The sequence below is a fragment of the Streptomyces scopuliridis RB72 genome, from assembly GCF_000718095.1.
Lineage (GTDB): Bacteria > Actinomycetota > Actinomycetes > Streptomycetales > Streptomycetaceae > Streptomyces > Streptomyces scopuliridis.
The window spans coordinates 1-18,704 of record NZ_JOEI01000051.1; the positions used below are offsets into that span (position 1 = coordinate 1).

An 18,704-nucleotide genomic window follows, 5' to 3' on the forward strand; every position below is an offset into this window, starting at 1 on the left:
AGCCTCACCGGACCGGCGCGTTCCCCCGTACCCCGTTCCCCCGTGATGCCGGAGAGCCCCGCTTCCCCGTGATCCCCCGTGATCCCCCGTGGTCGCTGGGCTCCCCGTCTGCACCCCCGTTACGGCAGGGGAGCCGCGCCGTTCCGCCACCCCGTGTCGGCGGTGCCGGCGCCGCGCCCCTTCCGTGGTCCCCACTCTTCCGTCCGCGCAGGTCGGGGCCCATCCGCGTGCCTACTCATCTCCCCCACTAGGTACCGGTACTCAGTCCTGCGTACTCCCGCCCAGCGCGGGCGCGGCCTGGATACGATCGGGCGGTGTCCCTCCTCCCCCTGATCTTCACCAGCGGCTGGGCCAGCGGCATCAACGCCTATGCGGTGGTACTGCTGTTCGGCGTCTTCGGCGCGACCGGGCTGAGCGACGAGGTGCCCGAGTCGTTGCAGCGCACCGACGTACTGATCGTCGCGGCGGCGCTCTTCCTCTGTGACGCGGTGGCGGACAAGATCCCGTACGTCGACTCCGTCTGGGACTCCGTGCACACCGTCATCAGACCGGTGTCGGGCGCGGTGGTCGGCGCGCTGCTGGCCGGTCAGAGCGGCTCGCTGCCGGAGGTCGCGGCGGGCGCCGTGGGCGGTTCGACGGCGCTGGTGAGCCATCTGGTCAAGGCGGGCGCCCGGATGGCGATCAACACCTCCCCCGAGCCGTTCAGCAATATCTTCGTGAGTACGGCCGAGGATCTGGGCGTCGCCGGGATCATCGCCTTCGCCGTCTTCCATCCGGTCGCCGCCGCCGTCATCGCGGGCACGCTGCTGCTGCTCGGCGTCGTGACGGTGGCCTTCCTCGCGTCCAGGATCCGCGGTTTCCTGCGCCGCAGGGCGCGGCGTCGCGCGGAGAAACGCCTGGCGACCGGCGCTCCACCGGCGTTCTAAAATCGCTGCCATGGCACGGATTGCGGTGATCGGCGCCGGGATGGGCGCCATGGCGGCGGCTGCCCGGCTGGCGGTGGCGGGTCAGCGGGTGACGGTGTACGAACGCGCGGCGACGTACGGCGGCTCGGTGGGCCGGTTCGAGCGGGACGGGTTCGTCTTCGACACCGGGCCCGGTCTGCTGCATCTGCCGGCCGTCTACCGTGATCTGTTCGTCAAGACGGGCAAGGAGCCGCTGGAGAGCCGCGTCCGGCTCGGCCAGGTGGATCCGGCGAGCCGGCATGTCTTCGCCGACGGCACCGACGTACGGCTGCCCAACGCGTCGCGCGGCGGGGTGGTCTCCGCCCTGGACGCGGCGCTGGGCGCGGGCGCCGGAGAGCGCTGGGGGGAGTTCCTCGGCCGGGCCAGGGACGCCTGGGACCGCTCGCGCCGTCCGTTGCTGGAGGAGCCGCTGTGGGCGGACTGGCGGGTGCTCGGCCGGGATCCGTATCCGGCCGTACGGCAGCGACGGCTGCTCCGCGGCGCCCGGCAGGCCACGACGGTCGCGGAGATCGGCGCCTGGGAGCTGGCCGACCCGCGGCTGGCGGCGTTGTTGGACGGTTACGCCCTGTCGTACGGGCTCGACCCGCGGCGCGCCCCGGCGAGCGCCGCCCTGCTGCCGTATCTGGAGCAGACCTTCGGCAGCTGGTATGTCGGCGGCGGCATGCGGGAGTTGGCCCGCGCGGTGTACGAACGGTGCCTGGCCCGCCGGGTGGAGTTCGTCTTCGGCGCCGAGGTGACCCGGATCGTGGAGAAGGACGGCGCGGCGACGGGGATCGAGCTGGCGGACGGTACGGTCGCGGAGGCCGGCCATGTGGTGGCGGGAATCGCGCCCGGCCCTCTCGTGGAGGGGCGGCTCGACGCGGACGGTGACGTACGGCCTGCGGGCGTTGATGCCCTGCCGCCCGGGAGGTTCACGGTGCTGCTGGCGCTGCGCGGCGCCCGCGAACCCGGCGCCGCGCACCGGACGGTGGTGCACTCCCCCGACGGAAGCGCCGAGGCGGCCGAGGTCTTCGCGGGCCGGACCGCCGCGCGGCCCACGGTCACGGTGCTACGGCCCGATGACGCGGAGACGCGCCCCGACGACGGCCACGAGGCGGTGACGCTCACCGCGACGGTGGCCCCGCACGGCCCGGTCGACTGGTCCGACGCGGCGCTGCGCGAGCGGTACGCCGATGTGCTGGTGGCGGCTGCCGGGGCGGCCGTGCCGGAGATCGCGGAGCGGCTCATGTGGCGCGAGGTACGTACCCCGGCCGACACGGCGGTGCTGACGGGGGCCGCGGGCGGTTCCGTACCGGCGCCCGCGCTGGCCGGGGCCGAGGGCCGGCTGCTGCTTCCGGCGAACTCCACCCGGCTGTCCGGGCTGTACCGCGCGGGCGGCTGGGCGCATCCGGGCGGCGGGCTCGCGCACGCCGGGATGTCGGGGGCGCTGGTCGCCGGACTGATCGTCGAGGGGGCGGACTTCCGCGGCTCCCGGTGAGCCACGCGCACCGCCACCGCGCCCCCTCGCTCAACAGGCGCCCCACCGGGCTTTCCTGACGCTCCGTCAGTGATGCCCGGTATCAGTAGCGGTACCGCTGCTCGTTGTAGTCGGGGTCCTGGTATCCCTGCCGGCGTGGTTCTTCCTGGGGTATCGGCGGAAACTGCTCCCCGTCGCGCTCGCGCTGCTGCGGGACCCACACGCCGCCGGGCGGCGTGTCGCCGCCGTACTGCTGCTGGCCGCCGTACGGGTCGGCGTACTGCTGCTGGCCGCCGAAGCTGTCGTACGAGCCGTGCTGCTGGCCGCTGTTGGCCGAACCGGTGTACGGGTCGGTGTACGCGGCGTACTGCTGCTGTCCGGCGTCGTAGCCGTACTGCTGCGCGTAGACGTCCTGGCCGGGATACGTGTCCTGGCCGGAGTGGTAGGCGTCCTGAGGTACGTAGCCGTCCTGGCCCGCCGGCTGCTGCTGCCCGTACCCCTGATACGCGTCATATCCGCCGCTGTACTCATGCGCGCCGGCGCCGGCCGCCGCGCCCGCGTGAGGCTGCTGGGGCTGATGGGCCGCACGGGCCGCGTCGTCGTATATCCCGTACTGCCCGGTGTCGTCGGGCAGCGGCTCCGGCTCGTACACCGCGGCGGCCGGCGCGGGCGGCCGCTCCGGCTCGTAGGCGGCCGGTTCGTACGCCACCGGCTCATACTCCAGGTTCGAGACCTCCAGCGCGGGCTCGCGCTCCTCCGCCTGCCCGCTCCCGGCCTTGCGGCGGCGGCTCGCGCCCGGACTGCCGCCTATCGCCCAGCCCGTCGAGAAGCCGCGGCGGAAGGACAGCGTCACATACGTCTGGCCGACCGCGAACGCGATCGCGCCCAGCGCGATGACGAATATGTTGGGGATCAGTACGCCGAGGACCACGCCCATGAACCCGGTGAAGGCGAGCAGTCGCCAGCGCAGCCGCGCCTTGTACTGGAGCAGCACCTCACCGAGCAGCCACAGGGCCACGATGCCGAATGCGATGTAGAGGACCGTCCAGCCCATGCCCGCCCCTCTCCTGGGCCCACCGCCCGGGGACAGGGCGGGTACGGCCGGTCACGACTGCTCGTGCAGTCCGAGATTCTCGTAGATTTCGAGCGTCGCCGTGGAGTTGTTGAGCGTGATGAAGTGCAAGCCGGGGACACCCTCGGAGAGCAGCTCGGCGCAGAACTCCGTCGCGAACTCGATGCCAATGGAGCGTACAGCGGCGGGATCCTCCTTGACCGAGAGGATCCGCTCTTTCAGCTCGGGCGGGAAGACCGCGGTGGAGAGCTGCGGCAATCGCTCCAGCATCTTCACACTGGTGACCGGCATAATTTCCGGAATGATCGGCGTCTCGCAACCGGCCGCGACGACGTGGTCACGCAGCCGCAGATAGCCCTCGGGGTCGAAGAACATCTGCGTGATCGCGTAATCGGCGCCCGCGCGGCACTTGTCCACGAAGTACCTGACGTCGGTGTCCCAGTCGGTGGAGCGCGGATGCATCTCGGGGAAGGCCGCCACTCCGACGCAGAAGTCCCCGGACTCCTTGATCAGCCTGACCAGTTCGGCGGCGTAGCGCACACCGTCGGGGTGCTTGATCCACTCGCCCATGGGGTCGCCGGGCGGATCGCCGCGTACGGCGAGGATGTTGCGGATCCCGGCGTCAGCGTACTGCCCGACCATGTTGCGCAGTTCGGCGACGGACTGGCCGACGGCCGTGAGGTGCGCGACCGGTGTGAGTGTGGTGTCGGCGGCGATCCGCTCGGTGGCCCTGACCGTGCCCGCGCGGGTGGAGCCGCCCGCGCCATAGGTCACCGAGACGAAGCTCGGGGCGACCGCCTCGATCCGGCGCAGTGCGTTCCAGAGGTTCCGCTCGCCCTTCTCCGTCTTGGGCGCCCAGAACTCGAACGAGAACGAAGTTTTGCCGGTCGCGAGCAGATCACGCACGGTCAGCGCGTGATCCGATCTGGTCGAAGCTGTGCCTAGGGCCATATGTGCAGGTTATCGAGGGCGTGGCGGTCCCCCAACCGGACGAGGGGCTTTTGACCGGATTGCCGGTTAGGTCCTGTCCGGCGCGTTCCTGCGCGGCACACTGCCGTCATCCGTACGCCGCACAGCCGTCACATGGCCCGGTCCCGCACGCGCTTCGCCAGGGCCGCGGTGGCCGCCGCCGGGTCGTCGGCCTCCGTGATCGCCCGTACGACGACGACCCTGCGCGCACCGGCGTCCAGCACCTCGTCGAGATTGGCCGCGTCGATCCCGCCGATCGCGAACCACGGCCGCTCCGTGGCGCGGGACGCGGCGTACCGCACCAGACCGAGCCCCGGCGCGTGGCGGCCCGGCTTGGTGGGGGTGGGCCAGCAGGGGCCCGTACAGAAATAGTCCACACCGGGCTCGGCGACCGCCGCGTCCACCTCGGCCTCGGCATGGGTGGAACGGCCGATCAGCGGCCCGTCCCCGAGGATCGCGCGCGCGGCGGGGACGGGCAGATCGCCCTGTCCCAGATGCAGCACGTCGGAGCCGATGGCATGGGCCACATCGGCGCGGTCGTTCACGGCGAGCAGCCGGCCGTGCCGACGGCAGGCGTCCGCGAAGACCCGGAGGTGGTCCAGCTCCTCGGCCGCCTCCATGCCCTTGTCGCGCAACTGCACGATGTCCACGCCCGACGCCAGCACGGCGTCGAGGAACTCGGGGAGATCCCCCTGCCGCTTACGGGCGTCCGTGCACAGATAGAGCCGGGCGTCGGACAGCGCCGCGGAAGCCGCGGACTCGGAAGCCGTGGACAAGGAAAGTCCCCCCGTGGTGTTGGGTCGGCGGTGCACGGCGGCCGACGCACGACCGGAGGGTCGTACGGGGCCACCGCACACCGCGGATGGTGATGTCAGACGGCGAGCGCCTGGGCCCGGCGCTTCACCTCCGTGCCGCGATTCTCACTGAGCGCCTGCGCGGGCGTGCCCGGCAGGCTGGGGTCGGGGGTGAAGAGCCACTCAAGCATCTCTTCGTCGGTGAAGCTGTCGTCCCTCAGGAGCGTCAGGGTGCCGGCGAGGCCCTTGACCACCTTGTTGCCGTCGATGAAGGCGGCGGGCACCTGGAGCGTCCTGTTCTCGCCGCGGCGCACCGCGATCAGCTGGCCTTCCTTCACCAGCTGCCGCACACGCGTCACCTCGACATCGAGCATTTCCGCGATGTCCGGCAGGTGAAGCCAGGCGGGGACGAGAGCATCGATCTTTGCGTCAATCTCGGTCACAAGGACAAGCGTGCCATCCCGGACTGACAGACGGTAGCCGAGGAGCCCCAATCGGGCCGGGACCCCGGCGGCGCCGGGATCCCGGCCGGGATCAGAGCACGGCCTTGCGCAGCGGTACGGACGGGTCCGCGGTCCGCTCCGGGTCCAGCCGCGCGCCCGCCTCGATCAGCTTGCGTCCCTGGGCCAGATCCCGGGGCCTGTCGACGGCCAGCAGCGCGGTCGGCGCCCCGTCCCGCAGCCACACCACCGACCAGGCGCTCTCGGCCGGATCGCCGCGCCACACCAGGGTGTCGCCGTCCGCGTGATGGCCCGCGTACTGCACGAAGCGGCCGAACTGCTCGGACCAGAAGTACGGCACGGGGTCGTAGACCTCGTCGGTCTCGCCGACCACCTGCGCGGCGACCGTGCGCGGCCCCTGGAGCGCGTTGTCCCAGTGATGTACGAGCAGTCGCTCTCCGTAACGGGCCGAGGGGAACGAGGCGCAGTCGCCGACCGCGTACACCTCCGGCAGCGAGGTCCGCAGCCGCTCGTCCGCCACGATGGCGCCGTCCGGGCCCAGCTCGATCCCCGATCCGGCCAGCCAGCCCGTCGCGGGCCGCGCGCCGATGCCCACGACCACCGCGTCGGCGGCCAGCCGCCGGCCGTCCGCGAGGATCACCGCGCCCGGTTCGACCCCGGCCACCCGGGCGTCCGTCAGCAGGTCGGCCCCGCACTCCGCGTACCAGCCGGTCATGGGAGCGGCGACCTCGGCGGGCAGCACGCCCGCGAGCGGCCGGCCGGCCGCCTCGACGACCGTCACGGCGCAGCCCGCCTCCCGGGCGGCCGTGGTGAACTCCGCGCCGATCCACCCGGCGCCGACGACCACGACCCGCTGCCGGCGGCCGAGCACGGGACGCAGCCGCTCCGCGTCGTCCAGCGTGCGCAGCAGATGGACCGCGGGCAGCGACTCGGTGCCCGGCAGCGTGATCGGTTCCGCGCCGGTCGCGATGACCAGCACGTCGTACGGGACGGGCCCGCGCGCGGTGTCCAGTTCCCGTGCGCCGGGGCGCAGTCCGGTCACATCGAGGCCCAGCCGGAGCCGGACGGACAGCGTCGCGAAGTCGATGTCGAAGGCCGAGCTTTCCGCCGTGCCCAGCAGGAGCGCCTTGGAGAGCGGGGGCCGGTCGTACGGCGGATGCGGCTCGGCGCCGAGCACGGTGACCGGGCCGCCGAAGCCCTTCTCCCGCAGGGCCACCGCGGTCTGCACCCCCGCCATGCCCGCGCCGACGACGACCACCCGCGGCTGCCCGGCCGATTCGGGCTCCTGCTGTCCCTGCTGTCGCTCGCTCACCCGATCACCTTAGACAGCCCGCCTCAGACAGCTGACGGAACGTCGGCCGGAAGCTGTTCCACCACGCTCGTTCCACTGCCCTCCTGGGACTCCCACTCCCAGGTCTCCTCCAGCCGCACCCGGCCGTCGGGAAGGTCGGCCACGATGGAGACGCAGTGCCCGGACGAGGTCGCGCCGTCCCGCTTCAGCTGTACGTACCGGAAGTCCAGCCGGTCGCCCTCGCGCGTCCCGACGAGATATCCGCGGACCACGTCACCGCCCTCGTACTCGGCGCGGATCAGGCCGTCCTCCTCGTGGTAGACGAAGCGGGTGCGGGTGCCCACCTGCCCCGGCGCCTGGTCGGCGACCGGGGAAAGGACGAGTCCGTCCAGTGAACGGGCCACGGTGATCGCTCCCTTACAGCGCGCGGGACAGGGCGTTAGTCTGGCTTTCGACACTACCTCGCGGGAGTCCGGACGCACCGGGCTGAGAGGGAGGCTGAGGCGGCCTCCGACCGTACGAACCTGATCCGGGTCATGCCGGCGAAGGGAGGGGCTGGACGCCCATGCAGTCACCCCATGAAGGAACCGGTACGGGCTCCGACGTCCTCGTCATCGGGGGCGGGATCATCGGCCTGGTCACCGCCTGGCGTGCGGCGCAGCGCGGGCTGCGTACCGCCGTCACCGACCCCGATCCGGGCGGCGGCGCGGCGCGGGTCGCGGCGGGGATGCTCGCGGCCGTCACCGAACTCCACTACGGCGAGGAGACATTGCTCGGCCTCAACCTGGCCTCCGCCGCGCGCTACCCCGGCTTCGTCGCCGAACTGGAGGCGGCGAGCGGGCAGGACACCGGCTATCGCGCCTGCGGCACCCTCGCCGTCGCCCTCGACACCGACGACCGCGCGCAGTTGCGCGAACTGCACGCCCTCCAGCAGCGCTCGGGGCTGACGTCCCAGTGGCTCACGGGCCGTGAGTGCCGGCGCCTGGAACCGATGCTCGCGCCGGGCGTGCGCGGTGGTCTGCGCGTCGACGGCGACCACCAGATCGATCCCCGCCGGCTGGCGGCGGCCCTGCTGACCGCGTGCGAGCGGGCCGGGGTGGTCTTCCACCGCGCCCATGCCGACCGGCTCTCCGTCGTACGCGACCGGGCCGCCGGCGCCGTCCTGGCCGACGGCCGCGCGCTCACCGCGGACCAGGTGGTACTGGCGGGCGGCAGCCTCAGCGGCCGGCTCGGGGGCGTACCGGCCGATGTCCTGCCGCCGGTACGGCCCGTCAAGGGCCAGGTCCTGCGGCTGGCCGTGCCCCGTACGTACGCGCCGTTCCTCTCCAGGACGGTACGGGCCGTGGTGCGCGGAAGCCAGGTCTATCTGGTGCCGCGCGAGAACGGCGAACTGGTCGTCGGCGCCACCAGCGAGGAACTCGGCTGGGACACCACGGTCACGGCGGGCGGGGTGTACGAACTGCTGCGGGACGCGCACGAACTCGTCCCCGGCATCACGGAACTGCCGCTCACCGACACTCTCGCCGGGCTGCGCCCCGGCTCACCGGACAACGCGCCGCTGCTCGGGCCCACCGCGCTGCCGGGGCTGTCCCTCGCCACCGGCCACTACCGCAACGGGGTGCTGCTCACGCCCGTCACCGGCGACGCGATGGCCGCGGTGCTGACGACCGGTGAACTGCCCCCGGAGGCCCGCGCCTTCTCCCCGTCGCGTTTCTCCTCACGCCTCTCGCCCGCCGCGGCCGTCGCGTCCATCCGTCAGGAGCAGACCGTATGAACATCTCCGTCAACGGCGAGCCCCGCGAGCTCGCGCCCGCCACCACCCTCGACGTCGTGGTCGCCACGCTCACCCCCGCGCCCTCGGGGGTCGCCGCGGCCGTCAACGAGACGGTGGTCCCGCGCACCCGCTGGTCCGGCACACCACTCAGCGACGGCGACCGCGTCGAGGTCCTCACCGCGGTCCAGGGGGGCTGAACCATGGCCGACGATCCGCTGACCATCGGCTCCACCACGTTCGCGTCCCGGCTGATCATGGGTACGGGCGGCGCGCCCAGCCTCGACGTGCTGGAACGGTCCCTGATCGCCTCCGGCACCGAACTCACCACGGTCGCGATGCGCCGCCTCGACCCCACGGTGCACGGCTCGGTCCTGTCCGTACTCGACTCGCTCGGCATCCGCGCGCTGCCCAACACGGCGGGCTGTTTCACGGCAGGCGAGGCGGTGCTCACGGCGCGTCTCGCCCGCGAGGCGCTCGGTACGGACTGGATCAAGCTGGAGGTGGTCGCCGACGAGCGCACGCTGCTGCCCGACCCCATCGAGCTGCTCGACGCGGCGGAGACCCTCGTCGACGACGGCTTCACGGTCCTGCCGTACACCAACGACGATCCCGTGCTCGCCGCGAAGCTGGAGGACGTGGGGTGCGCGGCGATCATGCCGCTGGGCTCGCCGATCGGCTCCGGGCTCGGCATCCGCAATCCGCACAACTTCGAGCTGATCGTGGAGCGGGCGGGGGTGCCGGTGATCCTGGACGCGGGCGCGGGTACGGCGTCGGACGCGGCGCAGGCGATGGAGCTGGGGTGCGCGGCGGTGATGCTGGCGTCGGCGGTGACGCGGGCGCGGGAGCCGGTGCTGATGGCGGAGGCGATGCGGTACGCGGTGTCGGCGGGGCGGCTGGCGTGGCGGGCGGGACGGATGCCGCGGCGGCGGTTCGCTCGGGCGTCGTCGCCGGTGGAGGGGGTGGCGTCGCTGGACCCGGAGAGACCGGCGTTCCCCTAAGGCGGTGCGCCGTCCGGCGGGGGGCGTGGTGCGGGTTGCGGTCGCGTCGTCGTGGGCCGGGGGCCGGGGCGGTGCGCCGTCCGGCGGGGGTGCGGGTGCGTGGTCGTGGTGCCGGGTGCCGGGGCGGTGCGCCGTCCGGCGGGGGTGCCGGGCGCGGGGTGCGGGGTGCGTTGTGGTGCGGGTCGCGGTGGGTGGTGCGGGTGCCGGGGTCTCCGGAGGGGCGTGTCCGGACTGCTTTCCTCACCGCGCTTCGCGCGAGCTGCGACGCTTTACGTCCGGACACGCACCTCCTCCGACCCCGACCCCCTCCCCCCGGGCGGGCCCCGCCACTCACTGCCCTGGTGAGGCCGGGTGCAGGAGATCGCCGCCGCCTCCCCGCCCGCCCTCGCGCCCGGCCCCGCCGCCTGTGCGGGCGGCGAAGGGGGGCGCGCAGGGGTCGTGTCCGGGACACTAAAGCGTGATTTGTGGCGCGTGACCGCCCGAACCCATCGTCAGGCCAGCTGCGCGCCGTAAATCCACGCCCCCGCCGAAGGCAAACCGCGCCACCCGGCAACAACCCGCACCCGGACCACCGGCCCCAGGCCACAGACGAACGCACCACGCCCCCCGCCGGAGGCGAACCGCGCCACCCGGCAACAACCCGCACCCGACCACCGGCCCGAGCCAAAGACCACCGCACCCCGGCCACCGGCCCGCGCGGCTCGTAGACTCGGCGCGTGGATACGACCCTCAAGGACCCCATCGTCGGGCACGTGCTCGACGGCCGCTACCGCGTAGACGCGCGGATCGCTGTCGGCGGTATGGCCACGGTCTACCGGGCCGTCGACACCCGGCTCGACCGGGTCCTCGCGCTCAAGGTCATGCACCCCGCCCTCGCCGCCGACGCCACCTTCGTGGAGCGCTTCATCCGTGAGGCCAAGTCCGTGGCCCGGCTGTCGCATCCCAATGTCGTCGCGGTCTTCGACCAGGGCGCCGAGGGCGCGTACGTCTATCTGGCGATGGAGTACGTCGCGGGGTGCACGCTGCGCGATGTCGTGCGGGAGCGCGGGGCGCTGCGGCCGCGGGCCGCGCTGGATATTCTGGAGCCGGTGCTGGCCGCGCTGGGGGCCGCGCACCGCGCGGGGTTCGTGCACCGGGACATGAAGCCGGAGAACGTGCTGATAGGGGACGACGGCCGGGTCAAGGTCGCCGACTTCGGACTCGTGCGGGCCGTGGGCGATGTCACGAACACCACCGGGACCGTCCTCGGCACGGTGTCGTATCTGGCGCCCGAGCAGATCGAGCACGGCACGTCCGACCCCCGCGTCGATGTGTACGCCTGCGGGGTCGTCCTCCACGAGATGCTGACCGGTGCGAAGCCGCACGGCGGGGAGACCCCCGCGCAGGTGCTCTACCGGCATCTGAACGAGGACGTGCCCGCGCCGTCGGCCGCCGTGCCGGGGCTGGCCGTCGAGCTGGACGAGCTGGTCGCGGCGGCGACCGCGCGTAACCCCGAGGTGCGGCCCGCCGACGCGGTGGCGCTGCTCGCGATGGCCAGGGAGGCGCGGGCCGCGCTGACGGACGCGCAGCTGGACGCCGTACCGCCGCGGGCCAGGCCCGAGCCGGAGGAAGGGGCCGGGGCCGACAACCGTACGACGGTGATTCCGCGCATCCGGCCGGTCGAGCCGTTGGAGGACGAGGCACCGAACCGCACCAGCCGGCTGGAGATGGCGCCCCCGTCCGACCGCCCGACGGGCCGCCGCCCGGTCATGCCCCGCCGGGGCGTCGTCGCGGCGGTGGTCGCCGTGCTGCTGGTGCTCGGTGTCGGTACGGGTGTCTGGTACATCAATTCCGGGCAGTTCACGCGCGTCCCCTCGCTGCTCGGCCAGAGCGAGCAGGAGGCCAGGAAGCGGCTCTCCGACGCGGGGCTGGAGGTGAAGGTCACCAGGGACTTCAGCGAGTCCTTCGACCGCGGCACGGTCATGGGCAGCGACCCCGCGCCCCGCGCGCGTATCCGCGGCAATGGCTCGGTGACGGTCGTGATCTCGCGCGGCCCGCAGATCGTGAAGGTCCCGGATCTGGAGAGCATGCCGCTGGGCGAGGCCCGGCGGGCGCTGAAGAAGGTGGGTCTGGCGGCCGGGGTCGTCACGCGGGAGTTCAGCGAGGGCATCCCGCAGGGCACCGTGATCGGTTCGACCCCGGCGGCCGGGAGCGAGGTACGGCCCGATTCCGGGGTCGCGCTCGTGGTGAGCAAGGGCAGCCCGGTCGACGTTCCCGATGTGACCGGCCAGTCCGTTCAGGACGCCACCGCCGAGCTGGAGGACAAAGGCCTCAAGGTGAAGGTCGCGGCCGAGCGCGTGAACGCCCCCGAGGACGCGGGGTCGGTGGCCCGGCAGTCCGCGGCCGGGGGCGCCCGGCTCGCCCGGGGCGATACGGTCACGCTGACGGTCTCCAAGGGCCCGCGGATGATCTCCGTACCCGATGTGACCGGCAAGAAGACCGATGAGGCCAGGCAGCTGCTGGAGGATGCCGGCTTCAAGGTGACCGTGGACCGGGGCTTCCCGTTCCTGGGGGACACCGTGGACAAGCAGTCGGTCGAGGGCGGCCAGGAGGCCCCCGAGGGCAGCACCATCACCATCACGACCAAGGGGCTCTAGGAGCTATGCGCAACCCTGTCGGCGGCCATGTCCCCGTGGCCGGCGGCCTCGCCTCGACCGGCCTGGCCTACGCACGTGAGCTGGCCGCCGAGACCGTCCAGGTCTTCGCGGCCAATCCGCGCGGCTGGGCGACGCCCCCGGGCAATCCGGCGCAGGACGAGCAGTTCCGCGCGCGGTGCGCGGCGGAGGAGATCCCGGCGTATGTGCACGCGCCGTATCTGATCAACTTCGGTTCGCACACGGAGGCGACCGCCGAGAAGTCGGTGGAGTCCCTGCGGCACAGCCTGCGCCGGGGCCGGGAGATCGGCGCGCTGGGCGTGGTGGTGCATACGGGCTCGGCGACCGGCGGGCGGCCCCGCGAGGTGGCGCTCGCGCAGGTACGGGAGCGGATGCTGCCGCTTCTCGACGAGCTGACCCATGACGACGATCCGTTCCTGCTGCTGGAGTCGACCGCGGGACAGGGCTTCTCGCTCTGCTCAAGGACCTGGGACTTCGGCCCGTACTTCGAGGCGCTCGACGCCCACCCCAAGCTCGGCATCTGCCTGGACACCTGCCATATCTTCGCGGCCGGGCACGATCTGGCGGGACCGCACGGGATGCGGCAGACGCTGGATCTGCTGGTGGACACGGTCGGCGAGGGGCGGCTCAAGCTGATCCACGCCAATGACTCCAAGGATGTGGCGGGCGCGCACAAGGACCGTCACGAGAACATTGGCGCGGGACACATCGGCGAGGAGCCGTTCCGTGAGCTGTTCTCGCATCCGGCGACCGAGAACGTTCCGCTGGTGATCGAGACCCCGGGCGGCAAAGAGGGCCACGCGGCGGATGTGGCGCGGTTGAAGAAGCTGCGCGACGGCTGAGGCTACAGCTCCGGGCCGTCGCCCGGGACCTCCTGGTAGGAGTAGCGCTGCTCGGCCCAGGGGTCGCCGACATTGTGATAGCCGCGCTCCTCCCAGAAACCGCGGCGGTCGGCGGTCATGTACTCCACGCCCCGGACCCACTTGGGCCCCTTCCAGGCGTACAGATGCGGTACGACGAGCCGTACGGGGAAGCCGTGCTCGGCGGTGAGCAGTTCACCGTCCTTGTGGGTGGCGAATATCGTGCGGTCCGAGAGAAAGTCGGCGAGGCGCAGATTCGAGCTGAAGCCGTACTCGGCCCAGACCATGACATGGGTGACACCCGGCGCGGGCGGCGCGAGTTCCACGACCGTACGGGCGGGGACGCCGCCCCATTCGGCCCCCACCATGCTGAACTTCGTGACGCAGTGCAGATCGCCCACGACCGTGGAGAACGGCAGCGCCGAGAACTCCTCGTGGTTCCAGCAGTGCTTGTCGCCGTCGGCGGTGGCTCCGAAGACCCGGAACTCCCAGCGTTCCTGCCGGAATTTCGGTACGGGCCCGTAGTGGGTCACCGGCCAGCCGCGCTGCAGACGCTGCCCCGGTGGTAGCTCGGACTGTTCCGGCTCTTGACGTTCCCGGCTTTCCGGCTGACCCATGCCTTCCATGGTGACAGACCGCGAGGGGTGGTCATGACCAGGTGCGGAATCAATCGGGCAACTCATACTAAGCATGCACTTACTGGACGGCCCCTGGTGACGGTGCGAGGATGCGCGCATTCTGCCCCGTCACACGCCTGGAAGGAGCCTCTGCGATGCAGGGCGACCCCGAGGTCATCGAATTCCTCAATGAGCAGCTGACCGCCGAACTGACCGCCATCAATCAATATTTCCTGCACAGCAAAATGCAGGAGAACAACGGGTGGACCAAGCTCGCGAAATACACCCGGGCCGAGTCGTTCGACGAGATGAGGCACGCGGAGCTGCTCACCGACCGGCTGCTTTTTCTGGAGGGGCTGCCGAACTACCAGCGGCTTTTCCATGTGCGGGTCGGGCAGACGGTGACCGAGATGTTCCTGGCGGACCGGGAGGTCGAGGTCGAGGCCATCGACCGGCTGAAGCGCGGAATCGAAGTCATGCGGAACAAGGCCGACCACACCTCGAAGGGGATCTTCGAATCGATCCTCAAGGACGAGGAGCACCATATCGACTATCTCGACACCCAGCTGGAGCTGATCGAGAAGCTCGGTGAGCCGCTCTATATCTCCCAGCAGATCAAGCAGCCCGACAGCTAGGTCGCCTAGGCGGCTTTTCGGAGGGCGGGCGGGACCGCACTCTCCGGTACGTCGAACTCCGCGAGCGCGGGGGCGCCCTGGTCGAGCAGCTCGCGGCGCGGGCAGCCGCCTCGGCCGAGAAGGGACTGGATACGGCGTACGCACGAACCGCAGTCGGTGCCGGCCTTGCTGGCCGACGCTATCTGGCGGGGGGTGCACGCCCCGGCGGCCGCGTGTTCCCTCACCTGTGTTTCGGTGATGCCGAAGCAGGAGCAGACGTACACGCGGTTCACCTCCCGAAGGGTTCGCTGGAGCCAGGCCACCCCGTATTCCCGGTGAGGCTAACCTAACCTTACCCGCCACCCCGGCCACACAAAAGTCCGGGAAGCACCGATGGGGCACGGATCACATCGATCCGTGCCCCATCGTGGCGTTCCGGCCCGCTCGGGCGTTCCTACTGGTCGCGGTACATCTCGGCGACCAGGAAGGCCAGGTCGAGCGACTGGCTGCGGTTGAGCCGCGGGTCGCAGGCCGTCTCGTAGCGCTGGTGCAGATCGTCGACGAAGATCTCGTCGCCGCCGCCCACGCACTCGGTGACATCGTCGCCGGTCAGCTCCACATGGATACCGCCCGGGTGCGTGCCGAGGCCCTTGTGGACCTCGAAGAAGCCCTTGACCTCGTCGAGCACATCGTCGAAGCGGCGGGTCTTGTGGCCGGAGGCCGCCTCGAAAGTGTTGCCGTGCATCGGGTCGGTCACCCACGCCACCGTGGCCCCGGAGGCCGTGACCTTCTCGACCAGCTCGGGGAGCTTGTCCCTGACCTTGTCGGCGCCCATCCGGACGATGAAGGTCAGCCGGCCCGGCTCGCGGTCGGGGTCGAGGCGGTCGATGTAGGTGAGCGCCTCGTCGACCGTCGTCGTCGGGCCGAGCTTGATCCCGATCGGGTTGTTGATCTTCGAGGCGAACTCGATGTGCGCGCCGTCCAGCTGGCGGGTGCGCTCACCGATCCAGACCATGTGGCCGGAGACGTCGTACAGCCGGCCCGTACGGGAGTCGATCCGGGTCAGCGCCGACTCGTAATCCAGCAGCAGCGCCTCGTGCGAGGAGAAGAACTCGACCGTGCGGAACTCCGCCGGGTCGGTGCCCGCGGCCTTCATGAAGTTCAGCGCGTTGTCGATCTCGCGGGCGAGCTGCTCGTAACGCTGGCCCGACGGGGACGACTTCACGAAGTCCTGGTTCCAGGCGTGCACCTGGCGCAGATCGGCGTAGCCGCCGGTGGTGAAGGCGCGGACCAGATTGAGCGTGGCGGCGGACGCGTGGTACATCCGCTTGAGCCGCTCGGGGTCCGGGATCCGGGCCTTCTCGTTGAAGTCAAAACCGTTGACGGAGTCACCGCGGTACGTCGGCAGCGTCACGCCGTCGCGGGTCTCGGTGCTCTTGGAGCGCGGCTTCGAGTACTGCCCGGCGATCCGGCCGACCTTCACCACCGGCACGGACGCCGCGTAGGTGAGGACGGCGCCCATCTGAAGGAGCGTCTTCAGCTTGCTGCGGATGTGATCCGCGGAGACGGCGTCGAACGCCTCGGCGCAGTCGCCGCCCTGGAGCAGGAACGCCTCGCCCTTGGCGACGGCCCCCATCCGGGCGCGCAGCTGGTCGCACTCCCCCGCGAAGACGAGCGGAGGATAGGTCCCCAGCTCGGCCACGACCTCGCGCAGGGCTTCCTGGTCCGGATACTCCGGCTGCTGGGCAGCGGGAAGATCTTGCCAGGAGGGCACATGGGCCGCGGGGTTCTCAGCGTTCACTGTCACGCGCTCCAGATTACGTGGTCGCGGGCAGTGGTACAGGCGGCGCTCACAGTGTGGAACGGGCGGATCGCGGAGAGGGGTGCTATGTTGCCGCCCATGTTCGCGCATTCGAATCAGACCTGGTGGTGGACCGCTCGCTCGGCGGCCCACTGATTCACGCGCGCACCACGAATCGCGAAGGCCGCCCGAGGGGCGGCCTTCAGTGTTTTCCGGGTCCGGGCTTCGGACCGGAGACGCGGGCCGTTCCTCCCCCACCCGGAAGGAACACCGCCGATGCCCAACGCAACACCGCGGACGCTCGTCGCACGGCTCCTGGACGACGACTGCCCGCCCTTCGCCCTGCTCCGCCGCCGCACACCCGGCCGGGACCACGGCGTCGTGGAGCTGCTGATCGGATCCGTACACGAGGCCGACCGGCTGGCCGAACTGCCGGACGGCGCCGGGCCCTCGCTCGCGCTCGTGCCGTTCCGGCAGATCAGGGAGCGCGGCTTCGACGTACGGGACGACGGGACCCCGCTGGCCGTGCTGGTCGCGGACGAGACGTACGAACTGCCGCTCGGTGATCTCCTCGCCGGGCTGCCCGCCCATGACGTACGGGTCGAGGACGGCGCGTTCGACATCGACGACGAGCGGTACGCGGAGATCGTACGGCGGGTGATCGAGGACGAGATCGGCCGGGGCGAGGGCGCGAACTTCGTCATCCGGCGGACCTTCGAGGGCCGGGTCCCCGGCTTCGGGCGGGCCGACGCCCTCGCGCTCTTCCGGCGGCTGCTCACCGGTGAGCGCGGCGCGTACTGGACGTTCCTCGTCCACACCGGCGACCGCACCCTGGTCGGCGCCAGTCCGGAGGTCCATGTCCGGATGAGCGGCGGCACCGTCGTGATGAACCCGATCAGCGGGACCTTCCGCTATCCGCCGGAGGGCCCGACCCCGGAAGCGCTGCTGGAGTTCCTGGGCGACCGCAAGGAGACGGAGGAGCTCTCCATGGTCGTCGACGAGGAACTGAAGATGATGTGCACCGTCGGCGACCGGGGCGGGGTGGTGATCGGCCCCCGGCTCAAGGAGATGGCCCATCTCGCGCACACGGAGTACGAGTTGCGCGGCCGTTCGTCGCTCGATGTGCGCGAGGTGCTGAAGGAGACGATGTTCGCGGCGACGGTCACCGGCTCGCCGGTGCAGAACGCCTGCCGGGTCATCGAACGCCATGAGGCCGGCGGGCGCGGCTACTACGGGGGCGCGCTCGCGCTCATCGGGCGGGACGCCGGCGGGGCGCAGACCCTCGACTCCCCCATCCTGATCCGTACCGCCGACATCGACCGCGACGGCGGGCTGCGGGTGCCGGTCGGGGCGACGCTCGTACGTCATTCGCGCCCGGAGAGCGAGGTCGCCGAGACCCACGCCAAGGCGGCGGGGGTGCTGGCGGCGCTGGGGGTACGGCCGGGCCGGCCGCGCGACGAGTCCGCGCGGCCCCGGCTCGCCGACGACCCGAGGGTCCGCGCCGCCCTGGACGCGCGGCGCGCGGACCTCGCGCCGTTCTGGCTGAAGATGCGGACCGCGTCCGCGACGCTCACCGGGCACGCGCTGGTCGTCGACGGCGAGGACACGTTCACCGCGATGCTGGCGCATGTGCTGCGGTCGTCGGGTCTGGAGGTGACGGTGCGGCGCTACGACGAGCCGGATCTGCGGAGGGATGTGCTGTCGCACGAGGGTCCGGTGGTGCTGGGGCCCGGCCCCGGCGACCCGACGGACACGGCCGACCCGAAGATGCGGGTGCTGCGCGGGCTGGCGGCGGGACTGCTCCGTGACCGGCGGCACGGGCTGCTCGGGGTCTGCCTCGGGCATGAGCTGATCGCGGCCGAGCTGGGCCTGGAGACGGTACGCAAGCGGGTGCCGTACCAGGGCGCGCAGACCAGAATCGACCTGTTCGGGCGGGAGGAGACGGTCGGCTTCTACAACAGCTTCACCGCGCGGTGCGATGACGCGGCGGTGGGGGAGTTGGCGGCGCATGGGGTGGAGGTGAGCCGGGACGGGGACAGCGGAGAGGTGTACGGGCTGAGGGGCGACGGGTTCGCGTCGGTGCAGTTCCATCCGGAGTCGGTGCTGACGCTGAATGGGGCGGGGGTGGTGGCGGGGCTGCTGGGCGCCTTCCGGCGGGGGGTCGTGGACGCGGGCTGAGTCGTACGGTGCGCCGTCCGGCGGGGGGCGTTGCGCGGGGTGCGGTGCGCCGTCCGGCGGGGGTGCGGGGTGCGTTGTGGTGCGGGGCGCGGTGTCTGGTGGCGGGTGCCGGGGCCTCCGGAGGTGCGTGTCCGGACTGCTTTCCTCACCGCGCTTCGCGCGAGCTGCGACGCTTTACGTCCGGACACGCACCTCCTCCG

At 71.8% G+C, this 18,704-nt stretch carries 18 protein-coding genes and 1 riboswitch; of the genes, 9 read left to right on the forward strand and 9 right to left on the reverse strand.

Annotated elements, in window-relative coordinates; translation table 11 throughout:
- Positions 1-314: 314 nt before the first annotated feature.
- Together IF11_RS0135690 and IF11_RS0135695 are read left to right on the forward strand one after the other, a co-directional pair.
- On the forward strand, positions 315-926 hold the full coding sequence (locus IF11_RS0135690; RefSeq protein ID WP_030355967.1) for a DUF4126 domain-containing protein: 612 nt from the start codon (positions 315-317) through the stop codon (positions 924-926).
- A gap of 10 nt (positions 927-936) precedes the next feature.
- Positions 937-2,442 carry a phytoene desaturase family protein gene (locus IF11_RS0135695; protein ID WP_030355968.1) on the forward strand — a complete coding sequence of 502 codons (1,506 nt, stop codon included), beginning with the start codon at positions 937-939 and terminating at the stop codon, positions 2,440-2,442.
- Positions 2,443-2,524: 82 nt separating this feature from the next.
- On the opposite strand, the gene IF11_RS0135700 is transcribed toward IF11_RS0135695, so the two are convergent.
- The 6 genes from IF11_RS0135700 to IF11_RS0135725 form a co-directional block, all read right to left on the reverse strand.
- Positions 2,525-3,475 (reverse strand): chromosomal replication initiator protein DnaA, encoded by a 951-nt coding sequence (locus tag IF11_RS0135700; RefSeq protein ID WP_030355969.1) that lies wholly within the window; start codon positions 3,473-3,475, stop codon positions 2,525-2,527.
- Positions 3,476-3,526: 51 nt separating this feature from the next.
- Entirely contained in the window at positions 3,527-4,444 is a 918-nt protein-coding gene (gene metF, locus IF11_RS0135705; protein ID WP_078491100.1) for a methylenetetrahydrofolate reductase [NAD(P)H], read from the reverse strand.
- A gap of 128 nt (positions 4,445-4,572) precedes the next feature.
- Complete coding sequence (gene thiE / locus IF11_RS0135710) at positions 4,573-5,238, reverse strand: thiamine phosphate synthase (RefSeq protein ID WP_037729391.1); 666 nt, start codon at positions 5,236-5,238, stop codon at positions 4,573-4,575.
- Positions 5,239-5,333: 95 nt separating this feature from the next.
- Positions 5,334-5,699 (reverse strand): Rv2175c family DNA-binding protein, encoded by a 366-nt coding sequence (locus tag IF11_RS0135715; protein WP_030355972.1) that lies wholly within the window; start codon positions 5,697-5,699, stop codon positions 5,334-5,336.
- Between the two features lie 91 nt (positions 5,700-5,790).
- Positions 5,791-6,954: an NAD(P)/FAD-dependent oxidoreductase gene (locus IF11_RS0135720; RefSeq protein ID WP_106979329.1), complete on the reverse strand. Its 1,164-nt coding sequence runs from the start codon at positions 6,952-6,954 to the stop codon at positions 5,791-5,793.
- A 98-nt stretch (positions 6,955-7,052) separates the two neighbouring features.
- Entirely contained in the window at positions 7,053-7,412 is a 360-nt protein-coding gene (locus IF11_RS0135725) for an avidin-fold protein (RefSeq protein WP_030355974.1), read from the reverse strand.
- A gap of 50 nt (positions 7,413-7,462) precedes the next feature.
- A riboswitch (TPP riboswitch) is annotated at positions 7,463-7,576 on the forward strand.
- Between IF11_RS0135725 and thiO the strand changes: the two genes are divergently transcribed.
- The 5 genes from thiO (at position 7,574) to IF11_RS0135750 (ending at position 13,276) form a co-directional block, all read left to right on the forward strand.
- Positions 7,574-8,782 carry a glycine oxidase ThiO gene (thiO, locus tag IF11_RS0135730; protein WP_037729394.1) on the forward strand — a complete coding sequence of 403 codons (1,209 nt, stop codon included), beginning with the start codon at positions 7,574-7,576 and terminating at the stop codon, positions 8,780-8,782. It overlaps the preceding riboswitch by 3 nt.
- Complete coding sequence (gene thiS, locus IF11_RS0135735) at positions 8,779-8,979, forward strand: sulfur carrier protein ThiS (RefSeq protein WP_030355976.1); 201 nt, start codon at positions 8,779-8,781, stop codon at positions 8,977-8,979. The genes thiO and thiS overlap by 4 nt, the downstream gene beginning before the upstream one ends.
- Positions 8,980-8,982: 3 nt before the next feature.
- Entirely contained in the window at positions 8,983-9,780 is a 798-nt protein-coding gene (locus tag IF11_RS0135740) for a thiazole synthase (protein ID WP_030355977.1), read from the forward strand.
- Between the two features lie 716 nt (positions 9,781-10,496).
- Positions 10,497-12,416, forward strand: a complete 1,920-nt coding sequence (pknB, locus tag IF11_RS0135745; protein ID WP_030355978.1) for a Stk1 family PASTA domain-containing Ser/Thr kinase — start codon at positions 10,497-10,499, stop codon at positions 12,414-12,416.
- A 5-nt stretch (positions 12,417-12,421) separates the two neighbouring features.
- Complete coding sequence (locus IF11_RS0135750) at positions 12,422-13,276, forward strand: deoxyribonuclease IV (RefSeq protein ID WP_030355979.1); 855 nt, start codon at positions 12,422-12,424, stop codon at positions 13,274-13,276.
- A gap of 2 nt (positions 13,277-13,278) precedes the next feature.
- Here IF11_RS0135750 and IF11_RS0135755 read toward each other — a convergent pair whose 3' ends face one another.
- Positions 13,279-13,911 carry a sulfite oxidase-like oxidoreductase gene (locus IF11_RS0135755; protein WP_030355980.1) on the reverse strand — a complete coding sequence of 211 codons (633 nt, stop codon included), beginning with the start codon at positions 13,909-13,911 and terminating at the stop codon, positions 13,279-13,281.
- Between the two features lie 155 nt (positions 13,912-14,066).
- Between IF11_RS0135755 and bfr the strand changes: the two genes are divergently transcribed.
- Positions 14,067-14,546 (forward strand): bacterioferritin, encoded by a 480-nt coding sequence (gene bfr, locus IF11_RS0135760; protein ID WP_030355981.1) that lies wholly within the window; start codon positions 14,067-14,069, stop codon positions 14,544-14,546.
- 5 nt (positions 14,547-14,551) lie between these two features.
- On the opposite strand, the gene IF11_RS0135765 is transcribed toward bfr, so the two are convergent.
- Together IF11_RS0135765 and IF11_RS0135770 are read right to left on the reverse strand one after the other, a co-directional pair.
- A complete protein-coding gene (locus tag IF11_RS0135765; RefSeq protein WP_030355982.1) occupies positions 14,552-14,818 on the reverse strand; it encodes a (2Fe-2S)-binding protein in 267 nt (88 codons plus the stop codon).
- A gap of 161 nt (positions 14,819-14,979) precedes the next feature.
- Positions 14,980-16,332 carry a class II 3-deoxy-7-phosphoheptulonate synthase gene (locus tag IF11_RS0135770; RefSeq protein WP_030355983.1) on the reverse strand — a complete coding sequence of 451 codons (1,353 nt, stop codon included), beginning with the start codon at positions 16,330-16,332 and terminating at the stop codon, positions 14,980-14,982.
- Positions 16,333-16,602: 270 nt separating this feature from the next.
- Between IF11_RS0135770 and IF11_RS0135775 the strand changes: the two genes are divergently transcribed.
- Complete coding sequence (locus tag IF11_RS0135775; protein ID WP_030355984.1) at positions 16,603-18,504, forward strand: anthranilate synthase family protein; 1,902 nt, start codon at positions 16,603-16,605, stop codon at positions 18,502-18,504.
- The last annotated feature ends 200 nt before the right edge of the window (positions 18,505-18,704 follow it).